General features: G+C 70.8%; 24 protein-coding genes and 1 pseudogene. 14 read left to right on the top strand and 11 right to left on the bottom strand.

The window, feature by feature from the left end:
* Positions 1–131 precede the first annotated feature (131 nt).
* The 3 genes from ACFWJ4_RS15335 (at position 132) to ACFWJ4_RS15325 (ending at position 2227) form a co-directional block, all read left to right on the top strand.
* Positions 132–626, top strand: coding sequence for a hypothetical protein (locus ACFWJ4_RS15335; protein WP_380543735.1), 495 nt, complete (start codon positions 132–134; stop codon positions 624–626).
* Positions 627–834: 208 nt separating this feature from the next.
* Positions 835–1797 carry a 5'-nucleotidase gene (locus tag ACFWJ4_RS15330; protein ID WP_380543732.1) on the top strand — a complete coding sequence of 321 codons (963 nt, stop codon included), beginning with the start codon at positions 835–837 and terminating at the stop codon, positions 1795–1797.
* 298 nt (positions 1798–2095) lie between these two features.
* Positions 2096–2227: a hypothetical protein gene (locus ACFWJ4_RS15325; RefSeq protein ID WP_380543729.1), complete on the top strand. Its 132-nt coding sequence runs from the start codon at positions 2096–2098 to the stop codon at positions 2225–2227.
* Positions 2228–2874: 647 nt separating this feature from the next.
* Here the strand turns inward: ACFWJ4_RS15325 and ACFWJ4_RS15320 are convergent.
* The 3 genes from ACFWJ4_RS15320 to ACFWJ4_RS15310 all read right to left on the bottom strand — a co-directional run bounded on the left by ACFWJ4_RS15320 (position 2875) and on the right by ACFWJ4_RS15310 (position 5546).
* The gene (locus tag ACFWJ4_RS15320) at positions 2875–3279 is read right to left on the bottom strand and encodes a hypothetical protein (protein WP_380543726.1); all 405 of its coding nucleotides are present in this window, start codon (positions 3277–3279) and stop codon (positions 2875–2877) included.
* A gap of 277 nt (positions 3280–3556) precedes the next feature.
* Complete coding sequence (locus ACFWJ4_RS15315) at positions 3557–4645, bottom strand: IS3 family transposase (RefSeq protein ID WP_380543723.1); 1089 nt, start codon at positions 4643–4645, stop codon at positions 3557–3559.
* Between the two features lie 400 nt (positions 4646–5045).
* Positions 5046–5546, bottom strand: a complete 501-nt coding sequence (locus tag ACFWJ4_RS15310; protein WP_380543720.1) for a hypothetical protein — start codon at positions 5544–5546, stop codon at positions 5046–5048.
* Positions 5547–6021: 475 nt separating this feature from the next.
* Between ACFWJ4_RS15310 and ACFWJ4_RS15305 the strand changes: the two genes are divergently transcribed.
* The 4 genes from ACFWJ4_RS15305 (at position 6022) to ACFWJ4_RS15290 (ending at position 9059) form a co-directional block, all read left to right on the top strand.
* Positions 6022–6729 (top strand): TnsA-like heteromeric transposase endonuclease subunit, encoded by a 708-nt coding sequence (locus ACFWJ4_RS15305; protein ID WP_380543829.1) that lies wholly within the window; start codon positions 6022–6024, stop codon positions 6727–6729.
* An 88-nt stretch (positions 6730–6817) separates the two neighbouring features.
* A complete protein-coding gene (locus ACFWJ4_RS15300) occupies positions 6818–6973 on the top strand; it encodes a hypothetical protein (RefSeq protein WP_380543717.1) in 156 nt (51 codons plus the stop codon).
* Between the two features lie 93 nt (positions 6974–7066).
* Positions 7067–8314 (top strand): hypothetical protein, encoded by a 1248-nt coding sequence (locus ACFWJ4_RS15295; protein ID WP_380543714.1) that lies wholly within the window; start codon positions 7067–7069, stop codon positions 8312–8314.
* 7 nt (positions 8315–8321) lie between these two features.
* Positions 8322–9059 (top strand): hypothetical protein, encoded by a 738-nt coding sequence (locus tag ACFWJ4_RS15290; RefSeq protein WP_380543711.1) that lies wholly within the window; start codon positions 8322–8324, stop codon positions 9057–9059.
* Positions 9060–9065: 6 nt separating this feature from the next.
* On the opposite strand, the gene ACFWJ4_RS15285 is transcribed toward ACFWJ4_RS15290, so the two are convergent.
* Genes ACFWJ4_RS15285 through ACFWJ4_RS15275 form a run of 3 tightly spaced genes read right to left on the bottom strand, consistent with a single transcriptional unit; the run spans position 9066 to position 13404 of the window.
* Positions 9066–9641, bottom strand: coding sequence for a DUF6262 family protein (locus ACFWJ4_RS15285; protein WP_380543708.1), 576 nt, complete (start codon positions 9639–9641; stop codon positions 9066–9068).
* A complete protein-coding gene (locus ACFWJ4_RS15280) occupies positions 9638–12229 on the bottom strand; it encodes a tyrosine-type recombinase/integrase (protein WP_380543705.1) in 2592 nt (863 codons plus the stop codon). The genes ACFWJ4_RS15285 and ACFWJ4_RS15280 overlap by 4 nt, the downstream gene beginning before the upstream one ends.
* Complete coding sequence (locus ACFWJ4_RS15275) at positions 12226–13404, bottom strand: tyrosine-type recombinase/integrase (RefSeq protein ID WP_380543702.1); 1179 nt, start codon at positions 13402–13404, stop codon at positions 12226–12228. Before ACFWJ4_RS15275 ends, ACFWJ4_RS15280 begins: the two co-directional genes overlap by 4 nt.
* A 123-nt stretch (positions 13405–13527) precedes the next feature.
* Here ACFWJ4_RS15275 and ACFWJ4_RS15270 point away from each other — a divergent pair.
* Positions 13528–13962 (top strand): annotated as a pseudogene (locus tag ACFWJ4_RS15270) (Mu transposase C-terminal domain-containing protein); the annotation flags it as partial.
* A gap of 63 nt (positions 13963–14025) precedes the next feature.
* Positions 14026–14775 (top strand): IS5 family transposase, encoded by a 750-nt coding sequence (locus ACFWJ4_RS15265; protein WP_380543826.1) that lies wholly within the window; start codon positions 14026–14028, stop codon positions 14773–14775.
* A gap of 22 nt (positions 14776–14797) precedes the next feature.
* Here ACFWJ4_RS15265 and ACFWJ4_RS15260 read toward each other — a convergent pair whose 3' ends face one another.
* Together ACFWJ4_RS15260 and ACFWJ4_RS15255 are read right to left on the bottom strand one after the other, a co-directional pair.
* Entirely contained in the window at positions 14798–15034 is a 237-nt protein-coding gene (locus ACFWJ4_RS15260) for a hypothetical protein (protein ID WP_380543699.1), read from the bottom strand.
* 704 nt (positions 15035–15738) lie between these two features.
* Positions 15739–16929 (bottom strand): alpha/beta hydrolase family protein, encoded by a 1191-nt coding sequence (locus ACFWJ4_RS15255; protein WP_380543696.1) that lies wholly within the window; start codon positions 16927–16929, stop codon positions 15739–15741.
* 167 nt (positions 16930–17096) lie between these two features.
* On the opposite strand from ACFWJ4_RS15255, the gene ACFWJ4_RS15250 reads away from it, so the two are divergent.
* From ACFWJ4_RS15250 to ACFWJ4_RS15235, 4 genes are all read left to right on the top strand, one after another.
* Positions 17097–18236 (top strand): sensor histidine kinase, encoded by a 1140-nt coding sequence (locus ACFWJ4_RS15250; RefSeq protein WP_380543693.1) that lies wholly within the window; start codon positions 17097–17099, stop codon positions 18234–18236.
* Complete coding sequence (locus ACFWJ4_RS15245) at positions 18233–18922, top strand: response regulator (protein ID WP_380543690.1); 690 nt, start codon at positions 18233–18235, stop codon at positions 18920–18922. The genes ACFWJ4_RS15250 and ACFWJ4_RS15245 overlap by 4 nt, the downstream gene beginning before the upstream one ends.
* A 381-nt stretch (positions 18923–19303) precedes the next feature.
* Complete coding sequence (locus ACFWJ4_RS15240) at positions 19304–19465, top strand: hypothetical protein (RefSeq protein WP_380543687.1); 162 nt, start codon at positions 19304–19306, stop codon at positions 19463–19465.
* Positions 19466–20189: 724 nt separating this feature from the next.
* Positions 20190–20453: a hypothetical protein gene (locus ACFWJ4_RS15235; RefSeq protein ID WP_380543684.1), complete on the top strand. Its 264-nt coding sequence runs from the start codon at positions 20190–20192 to the stop codon at positions 20451–20453.
* Positions 20454–21072: 619 nt separating this feature from the next.
* Here ACFWJ4_RS15235 and ACFWJ4_RS15230 read toward each other — a convergent pair.
* Genes ACFWJ4_RS15230 through ACFWJ4_RS15220 form a run of 3 tightly spaced genes read right to left on the bottom strand, consistent with a single transcriptional unit; the run spans position 21073 to position 23040 of the window.
* The gene (locus ACFWJ4_RS15230) at positions 21073–21399 is read right to left on the bottom strand and encodes a hypothetical protein (RefSeq protein WP_380543681.1); all 327 of its coding nucleotides are present in this window, start codon (positions 21397–21399) and stop codon (positions 21073–21075) included.
* Positions 21371–22708 carry a caspase domain-containing protein gene (locus ACFWJ4_RS15225; RefSeq protein WP_380543678.1) on the bottom strand — a complete coding sequence of 446 codons (1338 nt, stop codon included), beginning with the start codon at positions 22706–22708 and terminating at the stop codon, positions 21371–21373. Before ACFWJ4_RS15225 ends, ACFWJ4_RS15230 begins: the two co-directional genes overlap by 29 nt.
* On the bottom strand, positions 22708–23040 hold the full coding sequence (locus ACFWJ4_RS15220) for a hypothetical protein (protein WP_380543675.1): 333 nt from the start codon (positions 23038–23040) through the stop codon (positions 22708–22710). Before ACFWJ4_RS15220 ends, ACFWJ4_RS15225 begins: the two co-directional genes overlap by 1 nt.
* Positions 23041–23233: 193 nt before the next feature.
* Here ACFWJ4_RS15220 and ACFWJ4_RS15215 point away from each other — a divergent pair, with 193 nt between their 5' ends.
* Positions 23234–23527 (top strand): hypothetical protein, encoded by a 294-nt coding sequence (locus tag ACFWJ4_RS15215; protein ID WP_380543673.1) that lies wholly within the window; start codon positions 23234–23236, stop codon positions 23525–23527.
* Positions 23528–24023 lie beyond the last annotated feature (496 nt).

Genomic DNA, 24023 nt, shown 5'->3' with positions numbered 1-24023 from the left:
CGGCAAGAACGCCAATGGCGAGGGCCTGTCATGTTACGTTCAGGTCATCTGCCCGGCGGCCGGAGACCGGGTAGCGTACGCAGCCGGGGTCAGCCGATGAGCCCCCGCGGCCGGCGAGGAGAAGACCGTACGTGACCCTCGACGACCGGAGCGCCTGGGCCCTGCTCCGGCAGCTCGACGACCCCGACCACATGGAGTTCCCCCGCGGCTACGATCACGCTGGCGCCCGGGCGCGGTTCGACCGGCTCGCAGCCCGCCCGGACGAGCGGTTCCGGTGCAGTTGCACCGTCGACCGGTACGTCCAGGACGCCAGCCACCACGGGACGATCACCGTTCCGGAAGCCGCCACCGCCTTCGGGGACCACCTCACCGTGACCGTCAGCAACTTCGGGGACCTGACGACCATGACGTTTTGCAACCCCGGAAGCCATGACGAGGGCGGCGAAGGCGGAGTCCTCCAGGCCTTCGATCGGCACCGGGTCGACGCCGAACTCGAAGCACTCGGTTACGTCGCCATCCCGGAGCACCTGCTCAGGACGGAATACGACGGTGTCAGCGACCTCCTCTCCTATTACCCGCCCGAAGATCCCCCGACGTGGCGCACCCGCTTCTTCCACTACCTGTGACCGGTGTTCGGGGGCGCCGAAGACCCAAGGCGGTCCGCCGGCGCGGGCGCCGTCCCGTACGGCGTGTGCGGTGGGCCGTCCGCCCGATCCGCACTCCACTTCTCCCACTCCGGCCACACCGGCCCACTGGCCAGGCCCCGCGCGCTGGTGTCGCCTCGGCCGGTGGGACGATGTGACCGTCATTTCATGTGTGGAGAAAGAGGCCGGTGTGCCGTACGAACTCGCGGACCGGCTCGTCGTCGGAATCGCCTCCAGCGCCCTGTTCGACCTCGCGGAGAGCGACCGGGTCTTCCGTGAGCAGGGCGAGGAGGCCTACCGCGCCTACCAGCGCGAGCACCTCACCGACACCCTGGAACCGGGCGTGGCATTCCCGTTCGTGCGACGCCTGCTGTCCCTGAACGACCTCGCCGAGGCCGACGACCCGCTGGTCGAGGTCATCGTGCTCTCCCGCAACGACCCGGACACCGGCCTGCGGGTGATGCGTTCCATCCAGTCCCAGGGCCTGGCCATCAGCCGGGCGGTGTTCATGCAGGGCCGCTCGCCCTACCGCTTCATGCCGGCGCTGAACATGTCGCTGTTCCTGTCGGCGAACCAGGACGACGTGCGCGAGGCCGTCGCACTCGGACTGCCCGCCGGACACGTCCTGGGCCCGGTCGCCGAGGACGAGTCGGAGGACACGGACCTGCGGATCGCCTTCGACTTCGACGGCGTCCTCGCCGACGACTCCGCCGAACAGCTCTACCAGAGCGGCGGCATCGAGGAGTTCCGTGCCCACGAGGTGGCGAACGCGGACGTCGCCCACGACGTCGGCCCGCTCAAGGAGTTCCTCGCCGCGGTCAACCGGATCCAACAGCGCGAGGAGGAGGAACGGCGCAAGGACCCCGCCTACCGGCTCCGCGTGCACGTGTCCATCGTCACCGCCCGCAACGCCCCGGCCCACGAGCGCGCGGTGACGAGCCTGAACCGCTGGGGCCTGCGGGTGAACGACGCGTTCTTCCTCGGCGGGATAGACAAGGGCCGGATCATGTCCGTCCTGAAGCCGCACATCTTCTTCGACGACCAGGCCGGCCACCTCGAGAGCACCGCCCGGACCACACCGAGCGTCCACGTCCCCTTCGGCCGGCTCAACCAGCCGTCCGTGCCGTCGGCCACAACTGCGCCCAACCCCTGAGCCGGCCCCGCCCTGCCACGCCCCCTGCCCACCGGCGGTACCCTTCAGCCGGCACGGCCAGGCAACGGCTGATGCTGGTTCCGACCGATCCGGTGAACGGCACGCCCGCCCCGTCCACCCGTGGCCCGGGGGTCGTGTCGCGGCCCGCCGACAACAGGCTGGGGTCGGCTGTAGGCAGAGAGGGGAGGCCAGTATGGCCGTGGGGCGTGCGGGGACAGTCCTATTGGCGTTGGGGGGAGTGCTGATCGCAGCTGGCGGTGTCACAGCAGCGGTCTTTGCCCGGGACTCAGGAGGGGTGGTGACGAAGGAGAACCTCCCGGTCACCCCGGAGATGCAGAAGTATGTCGAGACTCCGGCGGCGTTTGAGGAGTACCTACGTTCGCATCCGCCGACGGCCCTGATAGGTGAGATCCATGGGGGAGACAAGTAGCGCACAGGGGTGGGGCTGCGCCGGCCGAACGCGCAGCCTCCCGACACCGGTCAGTGAGAGTTGAGCCAGTTGATCACACCGGCGGCGTTGCTTCCGTGGTTGGACGAGTACATGTAGTTGTCGGCCCAGTTGTTGCTGTCGTCTGCCATCCGGTGGCTGTTGGCCCCCACGATCTGGCTGTTTCCGCCGAGGCCGGCGATCACGGGGCCGCCGCTGAGCTGTGCCCCACTCAGAGTCGGCTCGCCAGGGTGCAGCTGGGAGGGGTGGTCTCTGGGGCGTCGATCCCGCAACGCGGGCTCCGGATTCGAACTGAATGGATTGGCGCGCTCTGAGCCCAATCGCAGCAGGTCAGGAAGTGTCGGCCCCGCGCTCGCGGGGATAGCTCAAGCCAGGACGGGAGGGCGTCCTGGGGCGCCGCGTCGGCCCCGCGCTCGCGGGGATAGCTCAAGACCGCGGCCCGCAAGAGCACCAGGAAGGCCCTGCCACCGAAGGCGGCGGGGTGGCCCGCGGCAAGGGGCCGACCGGGCGCGCATGACACGGCCGGGCTGCCGGTGCACAAGTGCCCGGGTAGAGGGCCGGCCCCGACAAACCGGGACGGCCGGTCGATCTTCGGATCGACCGGCCGTTTCGCGTTCCGTGGACGCCGGTCAGTTGGCGACGACGGTGGCCGCGGCCCCGCCGCGGTCGAGCTCGGCGTCGTAGATGTGCACGACCACGTTCACCGAGGACCTGATCCACGTGTCACCGGGCGAGGTGACGCCCACCGGAATGGTCACGGTCTCCCCGCCGGTGCAGGGGAGCTGGACCGAGCCGACGCCCGATACGGCGGATTGCGTGGCCTGGACGGTGATCTTGACCCACTCGAATATCGGGAGGCACCGGTAGCTGACGGAGACGTTCAGTGTCCGCCCGGCATCCGCGACGGTGGCGCCGTTGACGCCTATGGAGAGTCCCCCGGCGCTCGCGGGTGCGGCTGCGAGGATCGCGCTCGCCATGGCAAGGGCGGGGACGGCCAGGAAACGGGCGAACTTGGTACGGGTAGATGCGCTCATGACAACCTTCTCTCCGGCAGTGGCAACGGACGGGATGGGGTGATCGAGGGGAGCTTCCGAGCCCCCATGCTGTGGTCCGCCACTGACCCGGGAGTCAGAAGAGTCGGTGGATGTCTGGAATGACACCGCGATGTGGCGTGGAGTCATCCACAAGCTCAGGACGGCTCGCCGTAGCCGTTCTGGTGGGCCCAGGCGACAGCCTCGGTGCGGGTGCGGGTGCGGGTGCGGGTGCGGGTGCGGGTGCCGATCTTCGCGAACAGATGGTTCACATGTGTCTTCACGGTGGACTCGCCGATCGGCAAGTACGGCTCGATGAACGTCCACTGCTCGTCGGTGAGTTGCCTGCGTGCGTCGCGTACGTGCCCAAGGCGGCCCCCGTGCGACTGGTGGGCCGTTCCGGCACCGACTTCACCGAACGGTTCCCGGAGGTCACCGAGGCGCTGACGGAGGTCCGGGGCCCGCTGGTCCTGGACGGCGAACTGGTGGTGATGCGCGCGGGCGTCCCGTCGTTCGCCGCCCTGCAGGGCCGCATCCACCGCACCCGCCCGGAGGCGGTGCAGGCCGGCGCGTGGCCTGCTCGCTCATGGATGAGCAGATCAGCGGTGGACGCCAGCGCGGGTGAGGACGCTGATCGGGAGGCTGTTCCATGTTTCGCACACGGTGGAGTGAGCTTCCCCTTCCCGGGTTCGACGGGTCGGCCGTGCAGGGCGTACTCGAGGGCGGTGAGGACCAGGTCGGCGTCGGCGCGTTCGGAGGTGTGCCGGCCCACGATCCGGCGGGAGAAGGCGTCGCGGATCGTGGCCGGCCACCACGGGCCCTCATTGGTGGGGATCAGCGAGATGTCGGCGACCCACAGCCGGTTCGGCGCGGCGGCGGTGAAGTCGCGCCGGACCAGGTCCGGGGCGAGGCCGGCCGCCGGGTCGCGGCGGGTGAAGGAGCGGGGCCGGCGCGGGCTGACGCCCTGGATTCCGGCCTGGCGCATCAGGCGCTCGACCCGCTTGCGGCCGACGTGGGTGCCCTCGCGCCGCAGGGCGGCGTGGACGCGCGGGGATCCGTAGGTTGCGTCGGAGTCGGGGTGGATGCGGCGGATGTGTTCGGTCAGTTCGGCGTCGTGGCGCTTGCGCTCGCACGGCTCGTGGACGTCGCGGCGCCATCGGTAGTAGGTGGAGGCGGGGATGTGCAGTTCCCGGAGGACGGGCTCGGCCCCGAAGCGGTCCTGGTGCTCGTCGATGAGCTTCAGTACCGTCGCCGGGTCGGGTCGAGCTCCTGGGCGAAAAAAGCCGAGGCGGCCTTGGCATGGGCAAGTGATCTCGGTCTCAAGCGGGTGACCGTTCCTCCAGCGACCGGGCGGTTTCGGCGTACTCACGTCATGGGTTCGAGGTCTCCCCGCGCCTGTTCCAGGCCGAGGTGGGGCAGGGGCGCGCGGGGTAAGTACTCCGACCAGCGGCCGGGGCGAGTCGCCCGCCCCCCGTTGTCGCAGTTCCGGGCCCGGACAACGCGGAGCCTGCCGGGACGCGGCACCGGACGGCCTTGGACGGGGCACAGGCGGACGGCAGAGCGGCCGAGACGGACGCAGCGGACACGGCCCGGCGGCCGACCAGGACAGCGGCCAGGCCAGGCGCGGGCGCGGCCAGGACGGCGGCGAGACGGTGGGAAGCCGCCGAGGCCGGCCAACCGGCGCAGCCCACTGCAACACGGCAGCGCAACACGCCCACCCAGCCAAGGCCCTGGGCAGCCGCCAAGGGCCACAGCGGGGCGAGGTGCAGCTATCCGATCTTTCGCAGGGTGCCGTCCGCAGTCTGACGTGTGCCGGAGCGCTTGTCGCCTGTGTAGGTGTAAGCGACTTCGTCCCGCGTCTTGAGGGTCAGCGTGACCGAGCCCGTGGGAACACAAGGTCCGCTGTCGATCCTTTCGACCATCGTCAGAGTCGTAGGGGTCGCTGTGGAAAGGGTTAGCAGGCCGTGGCAACCGCCATCGACGGCGTAGGAGCTGTCCCCGATGTCTTGGTGGCTGGTTCCGGATCCCACGGTGATCGTCGTTCGGTACGGGCTGGTGCCGTCGTGCTCGTCGGTCTGGCCGACCCAGGTGCCTTGGAAAGCCGCGGGCACGGCGTTTGGTGGGGATGCCTGGCAGCGGACGACGATGAAAGACCCGAGGCCCGCGGCTGCCACTGCGCCCAGCGCTGCGATCAGCGTGGTGATGACCGAGTGCTCGCGAGCCTTGCTCCGTGTGCGGCGGCGTCGGCCCGGTTTGGCCGTGGTACCCACCTCTGCTCCCCTAGATGGTTCGTGTTCCCGTACAACATCCACCATCACGTATGAGCGGGACGCCAGCACGATGGTTCCTCTGACTGGCTTAGCTCACCGGCCTGCCCCACAGCCGCCGGGAACTGAGATCACATGACCACCTGGCCCGGCGACCTGACGGCCACCCAGCCGTCCAGCCGAGACAGACGCGGTGCCCCTCCGGAAGCACAGCGGGACGGCGACGGCGGGACGGCGACGGCGGCGCACAGGGCACCCCCGGACGGCGGCACAGCAGGCGCGGCCTGGACAGCGGCGAGGCGCAGCAGCAGGGCAACACGGACTGACCTGTGACAGTGAAGATGGACCGATTGCCACCGAAGTTTAGCCAACGCTAGTTTGGGACAACGAAGTTGGGCCAGCGGGGGATTCGTCAGGTGGAAGTCGTGGTGGGGCACCTGCCCAGGCAGTCGATCAGGCTGCGCTCGCGGCCTTTGAGCTGGACTTTTCCGTTGACGGGGTACGCAGACGTCGGCTTCTGGGGTCTGGCTGGGATGTCCGGTTCGAGGAGGTGGAGCCGGTCCGTGAGTTTGCGTGGCACAGGTACACGCGGGGTTTCGCGGGCTGGTACTACTCGGCGACGGTGAGGGACCACGTCGGCTACGAGTCGTGGCTGGAGCGGGACCGGCTGGTCCTGCTGGACCGGGATCCGCAGGTGGTCGGCATCGCCTCGCAGCCGTTCTGGCTGCATTGGGATGACGGGGGCCGGGGGCGGCGGCACGCGCCCGACTACTTCGTCCGGCTCGCCGACGGCGGGGCTCGTGTCGTTGATGTCCGGGCCGAGGACGACCTGGACGAGGAGACGAGGGAAGCCTTCGCCGCGACCGAGCACGCGTGCCGGGCCGTGGGCCGGGAGTTCGTCTGGGCGGGGCGGCCGGAGCCCATATTCATGGCGAACGTCCGCTGGCTGGCCCGCTACCGGCGGACCCGCTGCGGCAGGCCGGCGGAGGTGGCGGCCCGGCTGCTGGAGGTGTTCCAGGAGCCGAAGGGTCTGTGGGAGGGCGCCGGGCTGGTCGGGGACCGGCTGCGGGTGCTGCCGGTGCTGTTCCACCTGCTGTGGTCTGGAGCTTTGCAGACGGACCTCGCCGGCGCCTTGATGCAGACCGACAGCGTGGTCTGGACGGAGGGCAGCGGATGGGCGAGTTGAAACGGCCGCCAGCGTTGGCGGTCGGCCACAGGATCCAGCTCCAGGGCCAGGTCCGGGGGTTCTCGAGGTCACCGCCCAGGCGGCGGTGGTGGAGGACGCGGACGCGGGGCATCGGGTGGTCGCGCTGATCGATCTGTTCGAGGCGGCGGACTTCGAGGTCTTGTTCCAGCCCGAGCGGATGCCGCTGCCGCAGGTCGGGCTGCTGGAGGCGTTCCCGCCCGAGGCGGTGAAGCAGGCCCTGTGATGGGAGGCGCACATCCTGGAGGTCCTGCACGGGGTCGCACCGGACGCGGAGCCCGGCACGCAGCCGCGGCCGGGCTACGGACCGGGTTCCTCGGTGACGTCGCGGGAGCGGGTGAAGGCGGCTGAGCTGACCGCCGCCGGCCATGCCGTCCCGGCCAATACGATCGCCAGCCGGCGGCGCCGCTACCAGGCCGAGGGCCTGGTAGGGCTGGCGGACCGCCGTCCGGTCCGCCGGCGGGCGGAGTTCGGGTCGGTGCCCGAGGCGGTGGTCGAGGCGATGCGGAAGGCGATCAAGGAGGGCGTCGATACCTCGACGCGCAACGGGGCCTACCTGATCTGGCGGACCGGGGAGATCCTGCGGGAGTCGGGCGGCGAGGTCGAGCTGCCGGCCCGCCGGACCCTCTACCGGCTGCTGGCGAAGCTGACGAAGAGAACCCACGCGACCGGCTCGGCGGTCACCCGGCGTTCGAAGGCTCACGGGGCGAACGCGCCGTTCGGCGAGCTGACCGTGTCGGCTCCGGGCGAGGTGATGCAGATCGACTCCACCCCGCTGGATGTGATGGTCCGCCTCGACAACGGGGTGATCGGCAAGGTCGAGCTGACCGGGATGATCGACGTCGCGACCCGCACGCTGTCGGCGGCGGTGCTGCGGCCGACGACGAAGTCGGTTGACGCGAGCGTGCTGCTGGCCCGCACCGTCACGCCCGAGCTGATGCGGCCGGGCTGGGTCGACGCGCTGAGGATGTCCCGCTCAGTGCTGCCGCACCGCAGGCTGCTGACCTTGGACGAGCGGCTGGAGCACGCGGCCGCGAAGCCGGTGATCGTTCCGGAGATGATCGTCTGCGATCACGGGAAGGTGTTCATCTCCCGCAACTTCCGGTCCTCCTGCCGGTTCCTGGAGATCGACTTCCAGCCCACGCACAAGGGGGCGCCCTTCCAGAAGGGTCACATCGAGAAGATGCTGGACTCGGTGGCCTTGATGTTCGCGCAATTCCTGCCCGGGTACACCGGCCGCAACACCGACCAGCGCGGTCGGCACCCGGAGCGGGAGAACGTGTGGTCGCTGCCCGAGCTGCAGGACCTGCTGGACGAGTGGGTTATCGCGAAGTTTACCGACCGCAGGAGCTCGAATACCGGCTCTGAACTGCGACGATCCATAGACTACATGTCCGTCACGGTGAGAGATGCCTTTCTCTGTACCTCGTTTGAGTGGTGCCGCAGTAGAGCCCGGCGGTGGTGGGATCACGGGTGCCGGAGTCCCATGGCTTCATCGCTCTTGATCAGATGGCAGACCTGGCTTGCTGGGCATCCCGTGGACGGTCTGCCCGGTCGGGGTGGATGATCCGGTCATGCCGACTGAAGAAGAGCTCGATTCCATGGAGATGCGCATCGAGGCCGCATCCATGGGTGCGTGGATTCCTGTGCTGGAGACTCGCGGTGCGACTGGCGGGGCGAGCTGCATCCAGATCGCCCCAGCCACTGCTGTGGAAGACGATGAGATCTATCTCAGTCGGTTCACGAACGGAGAGCAGGTCCAGGTCAGTCCGGACTTGCAGCTGGATGCCGACCTCGATTTCATCGCTTCCGCGCGACAGGACATGCCTCGCCTGATCGCTGAGGTGAGGCGACTGCGCGCTCTGCTGGAGGGGGACAGTGACCGGCGGCATGCTGCTTTCGCGGCGCTCCGCGAGCTCGGGCGAAGCCAGGACTACCGTGACCGGGCGGATGCCGGTCACGGCCTGGCGGGCTTCGCCGAGATGCAGGAGGCCCATGGACCATTGCTGGAGCTCGTGCTCGACCCGGGTGACACTTTCGTCACCCGGGTGACCGCGGAAGCCGTGCTTCGGCGAAAGGACAGGATCGGGCTGACGATCGTCGCCTCCGCGATGGCTGTCGCCACCCCGAATCACAGCGATTGGATCCACACTGCAATCGTTGACGTGTTCAGCATCTTCTCCGAGGACCGGGACAACGCGCTGCAGCTGTGCGAGGAGATGTTGCGGGACACTGACGACCGCGTTTCCCTGGGGGCCCGTCAGCTGCATGACATCCTGTCCGAGATCGACCCCGTTCTTCGCCCCGCGTAGCGCGGATCAGCCTGCCGGAGCTGCGATCTGGGCTTCGAGGTCGGCGACGCGGCGGTCCTGGAAGCGGAGGTTGGAACGGGCGGCTTTGAGGCGCTCGTCGAGCGTGCGATTGTCGGCGGTGAGCCGGCGAACCCGTTGCTTGAGCGTGGTGTTCTCGGTGGTGATCCGCTGGATGGCTTCCTCGGTCCACTCGGCCTGCAAGTCCCGGATCTGGCCGAGGAGTTCACCGATGCGGGTTCGCTGGGAGATGATCTCGCCGTGGGCTGCCTTGAGGGCGTCCTCGGCGTTCAGGGCGCGTTCGCGCCAGGTTGCCTCGCGTTCGGTGTCTTGGTCGGCGAGGAGCTGGGTCCTGCGTTCGCCGGCGTCGGTCATGGCCGTGGCGACCGCGGCTCTGGCCTCGGCGTTGTCGTAGAGGAAGGTGCGTGAGACGTCGGCGTGACGGGCGACGGCTGCGACGCTGACCTGGGCTTTCTCTCTCCGTAGCCGACGGATGGCTTCGTGGACCCGCTGGAGGGCGGTCTCGGTCTTGCGGCGGCGGGAGGCCAGGGCGGCTGCGGTGCGGGGTTCGGGGACGGTGTTCATGCAGCGTCCTGTTCGGTGTCGTCATCGTCGTGACCGGCCTCGGCGAGGTCGGCGGCGCGGAAGGCGGTGGACCACACGCGGTGGAAGTAGTCCTGGGGTTTGCGCAGGTCCAGGGCGAGGGCGTCGTCGAGGAGTCCGAGGCCGGCCAGGGCCTTCTCCAGGCCGTCGATGGCGCGGGCGGTGGGCTCGAAGTAGCGGTGCAGGTAGTCGGCGGTGGTGTCGTCGGGGGCGCCTTCGGCCAGCAGTCGCCACTGCTCGCGTTTGCGCCGCCAGTAGAGGAGGTCGGCGCCGGACAGGACAAACTTGTCGCAGTTGTGGCAGTCGAGGTTCCAGGGGCAGGCGCCGCCGTCGACGACGGGCTGGAAGGTGCAGAAGCCGCCCTCCGCGGGGGTGCTGCGGCGGGACATGTCGATCGCGAGGGCCTGGGCCTGCTCGCGGGTGAGCGGGGAGGCAGTCTCGGTGAGGAGCTCGCCGGGCTGGTCGGTGCCGGGGCCGGCGACCCAGACCTGCTGGAGGACGTCCTCCAGGTCGGACTGGGTCAGGTGGATGTAGTGCTCGGCCATCCGCTCGGAGACGTGGCCGAGGTAGCGGCGGACGTGGGTCAGGGTCGCGCCGGCCCGCAGCAGGCTGGTGGCCAGCGAGTGGCGGGCCTGGTGAGGGACCCAACGGCCGATGTCGAGTTCGTCGATCCACGGCTTGAAGCCCTTGTGGAACCAGTTGTAGGACAACGGCGTGCGACCGTTGCGGTTGCGCTGGTTCGTCGGGAACAGCGCCATCTGGGCCCGTTCCTCCGCGGTTGGCGGCCGGTTGTTCCGGGTCTCGAACAGGGCGAGGGTCGTGCGCTGGCGGTCCTGTAGGAGTTGGTGGACTCGTTCGGGGATCCTCAGGGCCTGGTCGTAGTTGCCGACCTTGGTCTGGTCGTGCCAGAGCATGGGCAGCCCGCCGTAGCGGCCGAGGCAGTCCAGGCGAAGCTTGAGGACCTCGCTGCAGCGGCGGCCGGTGACGATGATGGTCTCCCAGGCGTCTCGCAGGCCGCGGTCGAGGGGGTCGTAGGTCTCCGCGAGCCTGCGGAGGTTGGTTTCGTCGGCGAGCGCGCGGGCGACGCCATCGGCAAACGGCGGCCGAGCTCGGCTGACCATCCGCCCTGGGGCGGGCATGGCGGCGATGAAGGCCCGGTCCAGGCCCAGGCGTTCGGCGTCTCCCGACTCCAGGGCCCCGCGCAGGAGCCGCCGGGTGCGGTGGAAGACGCGCTGCCGGGTGTTGGCGGTCACGATCGACGGCTTGCCATGGAGACCTCTGGCTGCGAGCGAGACGAGGCCGTCTCGCTCGCGTTGCCGCTGGTCGGCGACGAACTGGTGCATGTGCTCGGCGGTCAGCGCCCGCGGGTCGTGGCCGCCGGTGGGTGCATGGAGTTCCAGGAAGGTGCCCAGTTCCAGGCCGGCTCGGCGCATGTCGTCGAAGGTGCCGCCGCTGCGGGGGCAGCTGGGCGAGCGCAGGATCGCGACCAGGTGGTCCCAGATCAGGTCGCGCAGCCATCGCTGGGAGACGCCGGTGAGGTCGATGCGGATCGCGCGGCCGGTGAGCTTGCGGCCGGAGTGCTCGGTGAGGATGTAGCCGTGCTCGCGGGTCTCCTCCGGCGTCACGTAGAGGGGGTGCAGGGTGTCTGCGATGGCCTGGGCGATGTAGACGCCCTCGCGGGTGACCGCCTTGCGGTGGTCCGCGTTGTCCCAGGACAGGTCGGTCAAGGAGTGCAGGCCGTGCGCGCGGCCGTAGTTCGCCAGCCGCTGCAGCGGAGCCAACTCCCATCGGCCGTGCGGTCGTTGGGTGTTCCAGAACATGCCCCACTGGAGCTCGGCTCGCAGCAGCGGGTGCAGGCCTCGGAGGTTGACCTGCGCGGGCCGCAGCACCGCTGCGGCCGTTGTGCACCAGCGGTGGAAGGCCGGCTCGTCCGCGTACTCGACCGGGGTGGGCCGTCCGGCGCGTTCATAGCGGTTGCCCCACTGGCTGGGCAGGGCCGCCCCGCCGGGGCGGCCCTGGCTGCGGTAGTGCCGATCGTGGCGGAAGCACAGCCGCAGCGGTGAGTCCGCTCGGTCGGGGCAGACCCGGACCAGGCAGTCTCCGTAGCCGGGGGCAGCTTGCTGGTCGGCGAGCCAGTCGTCGAAGTCGGCGTCGGCGCCGTGGCGGTCTCGGTGGTGATACCACCGGAACTGATGATGGTGGCAGAGGTCCAAGGTCAGGTGGCGGGCCGGCCGGTCCGGGCAGATCCGGCACGGACGCTCTTCCACCTCCTGGCCGGGGCCGGCCTGCGGTGCCGTCCGCAGGAAGTCGGCTCGCGATGCTCCGGCATCGCGTTGCCGACGCCAGAGCATCTCATGGGTCGAGCACAGGTCACCATGGCCCATGGTGGTCCGCTCGCAGTCCGTGACCAGGCAGTTCCAACGGTAGACGGGGTGGTCAGGAGGGATCGCGACGATGTCCGGGCGGAACAGCGGATCGAAGGACGGGGAGCCGATCAGTGCGGTGAGGACCTCCAGCCGGTCCCGGCCCGTGCGGGGATCCTGCCGCGGCAGCAACGATGGGACGATCACTTGCCCTCACCCCAGACCGTGCGCAGAGCGGCGTCGAAGGCGGGGTCGTGGATGTCGACGTGTCCGTAGACCTCGTCGACCGTGGCGGCCGAGGCCCAGCCGCCAGCGTCCCGGGCGATCAGCAGGTTGCCGTCGGCGGCGTCGAGAACCGCGGAGGTGAACGAATGCCGGAAGGCATGGGGTTTCACCAGCCCCAGGCCGGCACGTTTCCCGGCCCGGCCGAGCATCCGGCGGGCACCGACCGGGGCCCAGGGCTGCCCCGCATCGGAGCCGTGCAGCTGGATCAGGAACATGCCGTGCCCGGCGCCGCGCGGGTACTCGGTCGTCATGTACTCGAAGTAGGTGTGCACCATCGCCGGGCTCACCCGCTTGATCAGCCCGCCGGTGACCGTGCCGTGCTCGACCCGCCAGGCGTGCTTGGTCTTGGCCTCGGCCCGGTTCGGGTTCCCCGGGCGATGGCAGACGTGCAGGTGGGGGGTGCGGCACTCGCCGCAGGCTGCGTTCTCGCGCAGGTGGAGGTCGACCAGGTGCAGGCCGCAGAGCTCGCCGATCCGCAGCCCGCCGTCGGCGAGCCAGGTCACCACCAGCCGGTCCCGGGCCGCGTTCACCTCCTTCAGCAGCATCTCCCTCGCCCCGTCGGGGAGCATCTTCGGGTGCCGGCGGTGCGGGCCCTTCGGCGCGAGCGGGTTCGCGGGCATCGCCGACTTCACATGCCCGAGCAGCGAGCGCCGTCGGTCCACCCGCGACGGCAGCCGGGTGCCATCCAGTTTCTCGCCGAGCCCAACCCCGATGCCGAGGGAGGCTTGGTGCAGGTAGAAGCCCTTCACGCAGGACGCCGCCGCCGACAGCGCGGCCCGTCCGTAGGGACGCTTGCCGACCCGCCAGGGCTCCCCGAGCGGCATCCGGACTTCGGCCCCGATCATGCCCATGTACCGCTCCAGGTCCCGCAGTTGGACCGTTTCGAAGGCCAGGCACTCGCGCTCCAGCCACCTCAGGTGATCCACCAGCAGGTAGGCGTATGTCCTCTGTGTTCCCGAGCCGTCATGGACGCGCAGGAACCGGTCCGCCTCGGTGTGCACCGTGCCCTCCGGCCAGACGATCGTCCACGACCGGCGTCCGTTCTTCCGCTCGATCTGCTGGACCCTCAGGTCCCCGACCACAAGGTGCCGTACCACTCGTCCTCCGTACCGACTCCGGAACATGACAGACGTCCCGGTCCCGGTCGGTAAACGAGCCCATGACGTACAGGTCACAGGCCCAGACGGACATCACGGGCAGCACAACTCACGGTCGGTAAAGCGAAGTGGCAGAACCGCCCACACGACGGCCTGCGCGACCCCGACCATCCCGGACGGCTGTTCACGCCTAACCAGAAGTACGCCGCCCTGGTCGAGGCATGCGGCTACGTCCCGGTCGCGCTCAGCGGACAGGACTACGTCGAATTGCTGCCCTCGGCCTGGAGAGCCGTCAACTCCTACGGCATCCGGATCAACAACCGCACCTACGACAGCCCCGAGCTGGGTCCGATGCGGCTGAAGGACTCCGGGGTGACTGGGAAGCGGGGGCTCTGGGAGGTTCACCGGGACCCCTACGACGTCTCCTACGCCTGGGTACGCGACCACCGCGGCGACGGCGGCTGGGTGAAGGCGACCTGGAAGCACTTGAACCGGGCCCCGGTCCCCTTCGGGGACCTGGCCTGGGACCACGTCAGCCACCAGCTTCCTAAGAAGACATCTCATTTGGGCTTGTAGGCTGCTTCCGTGACGATCGTGGAGCGCCTGGTGCCGGACGAGTAGCTGGTGGTGCCGGCGGCGCCGACCCGTCCCCAGGGCGGCGGGCGGCGGCGGTACGGGGATCGCGAGGTGCTGGCGGCGATCGTGTTCGTGGCGACGTCGGGGTGCACGTGGGCTCAACTTCCGCCCTGCTTCGGCCCGTCCGGGCCTACCGCCCACCGGCGCTTCACCGAGTGGAGCAGGGCCAGGGTGTGGGCCAAGCTCCACCGGGTCGTCCTGGACGAGCTCGGCGCGCGGCGAGCTGGACCGGTCGAGGTGCGCGGTCGACTCGGTGAACATGCGAGCCCTGAAAAAGGGGAGCTGACAGGTCCGAATCCTGTCGATCGGGGCAAGTACGGGTCGAAGATCCACCTGCTCACCGAACGCACCGGTTTACCCCTGTCGCTCGCGATCTCCGGGGCCAACCTCCACGACAGCCAGGCCCTGATCCCGCTCGTCGACGCCATCCCACCGATCCGCTCGCGACGCGGCCCGAGGAGGCGCCGACCCGGCAAACTGCACGCCGACAAAGCCTACGACCACCGGTTCATCCGCTCCTACCTGCGACGACGGCAGATCCCCGCCCGCATCGCCCGCCGAGGAATCGAGTCCTCCCAGCGTCTCGGCCGCCACCGCTGGGTGATCGAGCGCACCGTGGCCTGGCTGAGCGGATTCCGCCGACTCCACCGCCGCTACGAGGTCAAGGTCGACCACTTCGCCGCCTTCGCCAGCATCGCAGCAGCCGTCATCTGCTACCGCCGACTCTCCAAATGAGATGTCTTCTTAGTAGCCCGCCCTACAGCTGCCGGGCCCCGTACCGGACCCGCGTGTGGTCGGTGAGCGCGTGCCACACCGGGCCGTTGACGCCGCGCTGCTCCAGATCGGCGAGGCGGGCCGCGCCGGCCTTCACGGTCATCAGCATCCGGGCGACCAGCGGGTGGCCGTCGGCGAGGGCCTGGAGGTCGCGGATGCGTTGGCGGGCGGCCTGCTCGCCGGTGTCGGCGAGGACGAACAGTAGCCGGGGGAAGGCCACGTAGTGCTGCTGCCAGGCCGGCAGGACACTCTGCGCGCCAGCCGGTGCGTCGCAGGTGGGGCGGGATCGGGTGGTGCTCGTGGAAGCGGGCGTAGCCGATCGGCTTGGCGGCGAGTTCGGCCTGGTGGCCGTTGAGGGTGTCGTTGAACACCTCGATGGCCTCCTGCCGCTCCGCCTCGGGCAGATTCCGGATACCGGTGACGGTCAGCAGCGTGTTCTCCAGCATCAGGGTGCCGTACCCGGCGATCAGTACCGCGAGCGGCTGCTCACCGGGCGCGTCCTGGGCCAGGGTGGCCAGGGCGGTCGTCGTCGCGCCGCCCAGGCGGCTTCGAGCGCGGCAACGGCGCGAAGGATCTGGTCGGGCGTCAGCATGGGGGAGGCCATGGCCGGCACCGTAGCCGCTCCGAGCACGGCCCCGGCGGATTCGAACCGTCAAGCCCCCAAAGGAACGGCGACCCGCCCCCCACCGCCCCGCGAGACCGCCCCGACCCGGACCACACCGCTGCGCCCTGCAGATGCGGGCCCCGTCCAGGGCACCGTTGCTCTGTCGGGATGGTGGAGGCGCCGCCCCGCAGGATTCCCCGGGGCGTGATCCTCCCTGCGAAGCCGAGGACACCGACGACCCTCCCTCGCTGGATTCCGCCCGGTGAACGCCTCGGCGTCCTACCCCGGAGCCCGGACGGGCGGGCCCGGCGCCAGGGCGTTCACCGGGCGTAGTCGACCTCGGGGAAGCCGGGGGAGGGACCGTCGAGCAGCCGCCCCCGGTCGCGGAGGTGGAGGTCGAAGAAGGCTCGCGGGTAGGCGCGTTGGAACGCCTGTGCCCGGTGCCCGGGAATCGTCCCGACCTCTTCCTCCAGATCGGGCGGTGACATGCCCCGGAGAGGGGCGATCAGCGGCAGGATCAGCACATCGTCGCCGAACGAGTGGTGCGCGGCTCCCCGTACGGTCAGATGCAGGCGCCAGCCGCGCAGATGCGACCAGAACGCGCGCAGGGCGGGGTTGTTCTCCATGCCGCCCTTGCCCGGGGTGTCCACGACCAGGAACGGACGGTCGAGCCCGGCGTCCACCACCGGGCCCGCCGCGCCCCCGTCCAGGCTCATTCCCGCCGTGATCCGCCCGTCGGTGAGCATCGTCGCGGCGGTGGTGGCGCCGCCCAGGGAGTGGCCGAGCATCCCGACGCGCCGCAGGTCGAGCGCCCCGCGCAGGCCTGTGGGCAGCGGGGTGCGGCAGACGCCGGGGTGGCCACCCGAGCGGAGGACGGCGAGCCGGTCCAGGACGAAGCGGATGTCGGCGGTACGGACGTCGAGGGCCTTGGCGTAGTCGCTGACCCCGCCCAGCGGATTCGTCTCGACGCGTCCACCGGGGAAGGCGACCGCCGCCGCGTCGTAGGTGTGGTCGACGGTGACGACCAGGAAGCCGTGACTGGCGAGGTCTTCCACGACGCCGGTGCCGAACGACCGTGACGCGTCGGCGCCGGGGGAGTAGAGCACGACGGGCAGGGGGCCCGGTGGGCCGCCGACGGGAGCGCCCTCGTGGCCGTGGGTGTCTCCCAGCCGCACCCGGCCGGGAGGCAGGCCGAGGAGGCTCAGGTACCGGTCGGCCGCCGCCGGAGGCATCCAGGGAACGGTGGGGCGGTCCGCGCGGCCGCGGGCGGGGTACCAGAGGCTGATCATCAGCTCACGGCAGGGGCGGGAGGGCACCCAGGGGTCCGGCCGCGCGGTGTCGGCCAGGTGCAGCGCGATCGTACCCAGCGGGTACGGTCCGTTCGGGGCGGGCAGCTGGAACCGCACGGGTTCCTCCCGCTTCGGCCGCGCGACGGCCACCGGCGCGAGCGGACCCGTGATCATGGCGGCGGCCAGTCCGGCGGACGAGGACAGCAGTGTTCTCCGATTCATGGCTCCACTGTCGCGTCCGATGGGCCCGGCGGCTTCGCCCCCGGGGAGGAACCCGGTGTCAGCCCAGGAGGGTATGACGGGCATCGGCCGCGCGGATGAGTCAGCCCGCGAGATGACGTCCTCCGGGCTGACAGGTCCCGGGCCCCCGCTTGGATAGCGTGGCCGGCATGGGCGACGGGGAGTCACGGCCGCTGGTGGCCGGACGTCTGCGGGACGGACAGTGGCACGGCGTGGACACGGTCGCGGCCGTGCTCCTCGCCCTGGCGTTCGGCGCGAGCGAGACGCGCAGCGGCGGCTGGGGCGCGGGAGCGGTGGCGGCGGCGGTCTGGCTGCCGGTCGCTGTACGGCGCAGATGGTCCGTCCGGGTTCTGTACACGGTCCTGGCCGGAGCGGTCCTCGCCATGGCGTTCACCGGATGGGAGGAGTCCTGGGTCCCTGTCGGGGCCGCCCTGTACACGGTGGCGGCGCGGGAACCGCGGCGCCGGTCCGCGACGGCGCTCGGCTGCTCGCTGGGCGCCGTCGCGGTGGCCATGGCCCTCGTACCGCGACCGGTCCCGGCCTCCGGGGTCGCGTCGGGCGTCGTCTTCGCCTCCTTGATGATGACGCTGCCCTGGCTGGTGGGCACCGCGCTGAGAGAGCAGCGGTCGTACGCGGAACTCGTCGCCCGGCAGGCCGTGACGGAGGAGCGCCTGCGGATCGCCCGCGAGCTCCACGACGTGGTGGCCCATCATCTGACTGTCATCGCGGTACGGGCCGAGGTGGCCCGTGCGGTGGCCTCCACCAACCCGCAGGAGGCCGAGCGGACCCTCGCACTGGTCGGGACAGCGGGCCGGACGGCGCTCACCGAGATGCGCCGCATGCTCGGCGTTCTGCGATCACCCGGTGACGGAGCCGAGTCGGGGACCGCCCCCGGTCTGGCGGACCTGCGCGCGCTCGCGGACGGCGCAGGCCCGCGCGTGGAGCTGTCCGTCGACCCGGATCCACCGCTCCCCCCGGGGGTGGAACTGGCGGTCTACCGGATCGTTCAGGAAGCCCTCACCAATGTCGTCAGGCACGCGGGATCGGCGGACTGCCGGGTGAACCTTTCCCGGACGGGTCCCGAGGCGGTCGAGATCGAGGTCGTCAACGACGCGCCGTCCCGGCTCCCGTCCCGGTTCCCGCCCCGGCGTCCTGGCGGCGGGCACGGACTCGTCGGGATGCGGGAGCGGGCGGCCATGTGCGGCGGGACCCTCTCCGCCGGCCCCCTGGCGACGGGTGGATTCCGGGTGCACGCGCGACTGCCCTGCGGATCGGAGACAGCACGGTGAACCGGCCGGTCCGGGTTCTCATCGCCGATGACCAGGCGCTGTTGCGGACGGGCTTCCGCCTGCTCATCGAGAACGCGCCGGACCTCACCGTCGCGGGCGAGGCCGTCAGCGGCGAGCAGGCCGTCGAACTCGCCCTGCGGCTGCGGCCCGACGTCGTGCTGATGGACATCCGGATGCCGGGCACGGACGGTCTGGAGGCCACCCGGCGCATCTGCGCGGACCCGGACGCCGTCGGCACCCGGGTGCTGATCCTCACCACGTTCGACCTGGACGAGTACGTGTACGCGGCACTGCGCGGCGGAGCCAGCGGATTCATCCTGAAGGACATCCTCCCCGCCGACCTGCTGACAGCCGTGCGGGTGGTCGCCGCCGGCGACGCCCTGCTCGCGCCCGCGGTCACCCGCCGTCTGATCCGCGAGTTCGCCGGACGCCACGAGCCGCGCCCGCGACTCGCCCGGGAGCTGGCGGGCGTGACCCCACGGGAACGGGAAGTGCTCCGATTGGTGGCCCGGGGACTGCCCAACCGCGTGATCGCCGAGCACCTGGGGCTGAGCGTCGCGACCGTCAAGACACATGTCCGGCGGCTGCTGGCCAAGCTCCACGCCCATGACCGGGCCCAGCTGGTCGTCATCGCCTATGAGACAGGCCTGGTCACCGCGGGCGGGAACCCCCCGTCCGCGGGCTGATGCCTCACCGGCCGGGATGGTGTACCTGGGGACTCCCCCGGCGGTGGGTCGTGCCGGCCCCGCGCGGTTCCGTGTGCGGCGGTCCTCGGCGTCGGTACGGCGCTCGACCAGTCCGGCCGCGACGACACGTTCGACCAGCCGGCCGGGGTTGGTGGCCGCTCTCGCGACGGCCCGGGCAGGGATCCGGGCACCGAATCGCCGCCACGCGGAACCTGGGAGCTGATCGGCACCAAAGCCTTCGATCAGTAGGCAATTTCTTGAACAGAACGTTAAATGCAAGGCCTTGCCTCGTATTTGGGTGTAGGCTCTGAAGCACAGAGGGTGGTCCGAAGGGCCGGCATGACGATGATGCCGACGAATCACCCGGACAGGGGGAGTACCATGATCTACAACATCGAGGTCGCGCGGGCGACGATCGACGAGCGTCTGCGGGAGGCCGAGAAGCACCGCCTCACGCGCGCGCTCCGACTCAAGAGCCGCGCCGAGCGCACCACCCGACGCGCACACCGGGCCCTGGCAGGCCTGATCGGCCCGGCCGTATGAGAACCACCCTCGACGGGCCGCCACCGCAGCACCGGTGACGGCCCGTCCGCTGTCTGCAAAGAAAACTCCCGGTGAACCGGCCCGGTCGGCCACACACAGACGCATGCCGCAGCCTCGGCCGCTGGGCATGAACCACAGCCTCAACCCGGAGGCAGAGAAAGCCGACCGGGAGCGGGGCCGAACAGGACCTGAAGGCCCGCAGGACACGAGACGCTCTGCCGACCGGCGAACAACTCGCCCCGGCGGTCCGGCACGCCCGGGCCGCCCGCCAACACCTGACGGCCCTGTACGGGGCACTCGAGGCCTGCCACCAGGCCGAACAGGCGCCAGGCTCGCCGGGCCGACGACGACCGCCGGGGCCCGCCGGGGCCCGCCAACGGCGGACCGGGGCGGACCCCGGGTGGGACGGACGCCGAGCAAGGCGGCACAGCGGCCGCCGAGGTGCGCGACGCGGGGGCCGACCAGCTGCCGGCCGTCGAGGAGAACCCGGCCGTCGCCGAGCAGAGCCAAGGGCCTAAGGTCCCCCACCCACCTTGAGCTCTCGCCGCGTGTACGGCCGCGGCGTCCTCGGCCAGAGCGGCCGGTGCCTCATTCGGGTGATGCCTGTCCGGGGGTCCTTGTCCGCAGGCGGTGCACCGCCGATGCACTTCGTGCCGGAACGGACGGCCGTGCCCATCCGGCGCCTCACCGGTATCCGCGCGGCCTCTTCCGAAGGAGACCGTCGATGGCGAACCAGGAACCCGTCCTGCAGCTGTGGGGCGACGTCAGCCGCACCGGCGACCCGCTCAGCTTCGCGCCCGGCAACGACGACCTGGCGCTGCCCAGCCCGTTCCGGGCCCATGCGGCGGTGAACGGGTCGCCGTTCACCGCGGAGCTGTACGCCGACGCCGACGGCTCCGGAGAGCCCGCCAAGACCCTCGGCCATGGAGAGACGGCCGTCTTCCCGCTCGGGCAGAGCGTGGGATCGATCCGGTTCATCGAGGAATAGGCAGCAGGCTCCCGGGGGTGTGCGCGGCTGTCCCACGACGGCCGCGCACAGCCGTCCGTCGGCATCGGCCAGGACCACCCGGCCCGTCCAACAACATGCGGTGCAGGCCGAGCGGGTCCGTGCGCCGCCCGCGGCCACGGCCGCACCGGACGGCGCGCCGGCAGCTCTGCGCACCGTCCGGGCCAACCAAGTCAGGCAACGAGGGATGCGCCGTCTCGCCGAGCCGGCAGGCCGGGGACGGGCCCTGCCGACCCAGGGATATCGCCTGCCGAGCGGCAGACCCGGTACCACCGGTGGCGTGTCGCCCCGGCCCATCCTCCCCCTCGGCCGCCGGCCACGACACGGCATCGACCAGCGGGGCGGACAGGGGCTCGATGGCGCAGCGGCCCTCGCCTGTCGGGCCGCCTGGAATGCGCAGCCGGGTGGTTACTCATAGATCGTCGCCGACATCGCCGAAGTCGCGCCGGGCGAAGCCGACCGGTGAGCAGCTGGACCGGCTCGCCGCACTCGACCGGCCTGGGCCGGGCCGTATCTGCCGCCCGTGCCCACCACGACGGGGGAACAGCAGCGGCCGAACCCGGCAGGGGCGGCTGGACGGCCTTTCCGAGACCGGGGTGGGTCAGGGGCGGGTGGCGGCGCGGGCCCGTACCGCGCGGGCCCGTACCGCCAGCAGAGCGAGGTTCCCGGCCGCGGCGGCCGGCCGGAAGTCGAAGACACCGGCGAACGGCCCGGTCACCAACAGCAGGACCTCGTACGTGCGCAGCGCCCGCCACCACTCGCGTCCGGCGGTGACCTGTCCCTCGAACCAGGCCCCGCTGTCGGGCCGGCGCACCGTCAGGTCGGGTCGGTTCGCGATCGCGGTCCAGCCCGGTGCCGGATCGCGTTCCAGGACGCCCGCGTCCCGGTCCCGTGAATCATCATCGGTGGGGAGCGAGCCGGGCGTCATGGTCGATCAGTTCGCGACTGTTGCGGAACATCGGCCTGCCGGCGAACTGCTCGATCGCTGTGTCCAGGGCATGGTCGAATGTTCCGATATCCCGGGCACTGCAGAAGTTGATGTATCCGAGTGTGCGGAAGTCGCTGCCGCCCAGGCGGAACATCCAGTGCGGTAGGCCCGCGGGCCCGGCCAGCATGTCGAGGCGGTCCAGGGCGTGAGGCCGGAGGCGTATCAGCAGGATTTCGGTGATTTCGGCGTGATGAGGATCCCGCTGGAGTATGCCCAGGTATTCGATGTCCTGCCAGGGGATCCGGTGGGACAGTTGTCCGTCGCGCAGGACGACGCCTTCCCTGTCCAGGAGCAGCTTGTAGGTGTACCTGCCCAAGGTCGAGACCAGATAGAGCCCTGATAAAAGGCCGCAGGGGAGGAGAGGCTCGGCGTGGCCGAAGAAGGAGAAGAGGAGAGCCAAGAGGGTCGCCAGGCCCACGAGTCCTATCCAGGCGTTGTGGAGGCGCGACCGTTTGGCCTTGGCGAAGACGATCTCTCCATCGGCCGGGTCCACGGGTGTCGTCCGAGCACGGTCCGCATCGACGGGTCCTTTGACGAGAGCGAGGTCTCCGACGGCGTTGACGGTACGGCGCTGCGGGCGGGGCAGGCCCAGGCCGAAGAGTTCGTGGTCGATGTGGGTGTAGACCTCATCGAGGGTCAGCGGCTGGGGAAGGCTGAGCGCATGCAGCAGGGCGCCGGTGAAAGCGGTGTACCGGTCACCCGGAGGGGCGTGGGAGGGGGCGTTGGGGGTGGTGGAGGTGAGGGTGTATGTGCCTGTGAAGTCGAGCTGGCCTGCGATAACGCTCTGGGGCTCGGCCATGGCGGCGACGGCTCGGCCGGAGAAGCAGCAGTCGAGCAACAGGATCCGGGCTTTGGCCGGGGCGCGGGCGACATCACGTTTGATCAGTTCCAGGGGCACAGCGGTGAAGCCGACCCGAGCGGGATCGGTGCCGACCAGCGCCAGATGCAGTCGGCCGTCCTCGTCGAGCAGGCCATGGCCCGCGTAGTAGACCAGCAGCAGGTCGCTTGCCTCGCGACTCGCCCACTCCAGCGCGTCGCCCACGGCGCGCTGGTCGTCCGGGTCGGGGAGCACACGGCAGTGCTGCGGGGCGAGCAGGCCGTGGTCCGGGTGGGTGAGAGCATGCCGCAGTGCTTCCAGGTTGTCCCGTACCGCCGGGATCGGCGGCAGGGCCTCGGTTCGGAACTTACTCGATCCGATGAGGACTGCACGGCTTGACGGCCCGTGCGGGAACCGGGGGCCGATCGCCACTATTCGGTCGGCGGATCGACGAGTGCTCCGATCTCCCGGACGACGGCCTCCACGTCCCGGGCGCGACGCACATCCACGCTGACACGGCGGCCACTCGCGTCCGTGATGGTCACCTTGACGTCCGCTCGCCGCTGTGACAGCCAGGTCGTCAGCGAGCGTGCGAGCACAGCCCCGGTCCCTCCGGAACCCAGGGCGACGACCAGCACGTCGACCACCGCTCCCATGTGGCCGGGCTCCGGGGTCGGTCGCAGCAGACCCACCCGGCCGCGCAGAGAGTCCTCCGCGGTCAACCAGTCACGCAGTGGCAGCAGATTGGCATCGGCGTCTGTCACGGACAACCGCAGCTCGGTCTCCAGCGCCGTCGGCGTGCTCGGGCCGGGACCGGGACCGGGGTCGTGGTCGACGCCGGCGCCGGCGGCGGCGGCCGTGGGGCACCCGGCATTCGGCCCATCGGGCCCGCCCTCCAAGGGCGACCCCTGCCCGTCCCTGCTACGGCGCCGGCCCGAAATGGCTATGCACATGGTTATGAGAATCACCTGCCGCGCCGCTCTCGGCGTCCCGTTGATGACCGCTGCCGCCCTGGTCCTGCCCGTCGGCCCGGCCACCGCAGCCACCGGAAACCTCTACCTCAACAACGAAGAGGTCTACACGGACCCCTCCGGCTGCTACCCCCTGGAGGACTCCAGCATCGTCGACAACAACACCGACACGGCCGTGACCGTCTACTCGGGTCCGGACTGCAACGGAGAGGAGCTCGGCCGCATCAGCGCCGGTGACGACGAGATCACCACCGGCGCCCAGAGCCTCTTCATCCCCTGAATCCCTGCCCCGATCTCGCCATCAGCCCCGGACCGGCCCGGATCGTCACTGCCCGCCGACGGGTCTCCCGAGGTGGCGGGCAGTGCGCCATCAGCCTCCCGGACGCGCGCCGGGGCGGCCGCCCCCTGCCGAAGGCGGCTACCGGCCGCCCCGCCCTGCACTGCGGCCCCGCCTGCCGACAGGCCGAACACCGCCGGCGCCGCCTCGAAGAAGAAACTCCCGGCTCTGCGCGCCGAGGCCCGCACCCTCCTGGCCCGCCCGGGCGCAGCCGCGCCAGTCCCGGCCCTGCCGGCAGTAGCGGCCGGGTCCGGCAGCGGGGCCGCGTCGACGGAGGCTGCGGCAGCCGCGGCGGGGGCGGTGGCCAGGCAGGTGGTGAGGCCGGTGGCGAGGACGAGTCCCTCGGCCGAGGCGCGCCGGAGGGCGGTGCCGGTGGTGGTCATGCTGCTTTTTCCCGGGGTGGCGGACACGTCCGGCCCGGAGGGCGTCCGGGCCGTGC

Source organism: Kitasatospora sp. NPDC127067 (assembly GCF_042724755.1).
Taxonomy (GTDB): domain Bacteria; phylum Actinomycetota; class Actinomycetes; order Streptomycetales; family Streptomycetaceae; genus Kitasatospora; species Kitasatospora lactacystinica.
Note: the sequence above shows the minus strand (reverse complement) of the source record. Positions and strands in the feature narration are given on the sequence as shown.

What these genes read in the sequence shown, in the direction of transcription:
- ACFWJ4_RS15320 (WP_380543726.1), bottom strand. Translation starts at nt 3,279, where the DNA reads ATGAGCGCATCTACCCGTACCAAGTTCGCCCGTTTCCTGGCCGTCCCC.
- ACFWJ4_RS15290 (WP_380543711.1), top strand. Translation starts at nt 8,322, where the DNA reads ATGCCGACTGAAGAAGAGCTCGATTCCATGGAGATGCGCATCGAGGCC.
- ACFWJ4_RS15285 (WP_380543708.1), bottom strand. Translation starts at nt 9,641, where the DNA reads ATGAACACCGTCCCCGAACCCCGCACCGCAGCCGCCCTGGCCTCCCGC.
- ACFWJ4_RS15255 (WP_380543696.1), bottom strand. Translation starts at nt 16,929, where the DNA reads ATGAATCGGAGAACACTGCTGTCCTCGTCCGCCGGACTGGCCGCCGCC.
- ACFWJ4_RS15250 (WP_380543693.1), top strand. Translation starts at nt 17,097, where the DNA reads ATGGGCGACGGGGAGTCACGGCCGCTGGTGGCCGGACGTCTGCGGGAC.
- ACFWJ4_RS15240 (WP_380543687.1), top strand. Translation starts at nt 19,304, where the DNA reads ATGATCTACAACATCGAGGTCGCGCGGGCGACGATCGACGAGCGTCTG.
- ACFWJ4_RS15235 (WP_380543684.1), top strand. Translation starts at nt 20,190, where the DNA reads ATGGCGAACCAGGAACCCGTCCTGCAGCTGTGGGGCGACGTCAGCCGC.
- ACFWJ4_RS15230 (WP_380543681.1), bottom strand. Translation starts at nt 21,399, where the DNA reads ATGACGCCCGGCTCGCTCCCCACCGATGATGATTCACGGGACCGGGAC.
- ACFWJ4_RS15215 (WP_380543673.1), top strand. Translation starts at nt 23,234, where the DNA reads ATGAGAATCACCTGCCGCGCCGCTCTCGGCGTCCCGTTGATGACCGCT.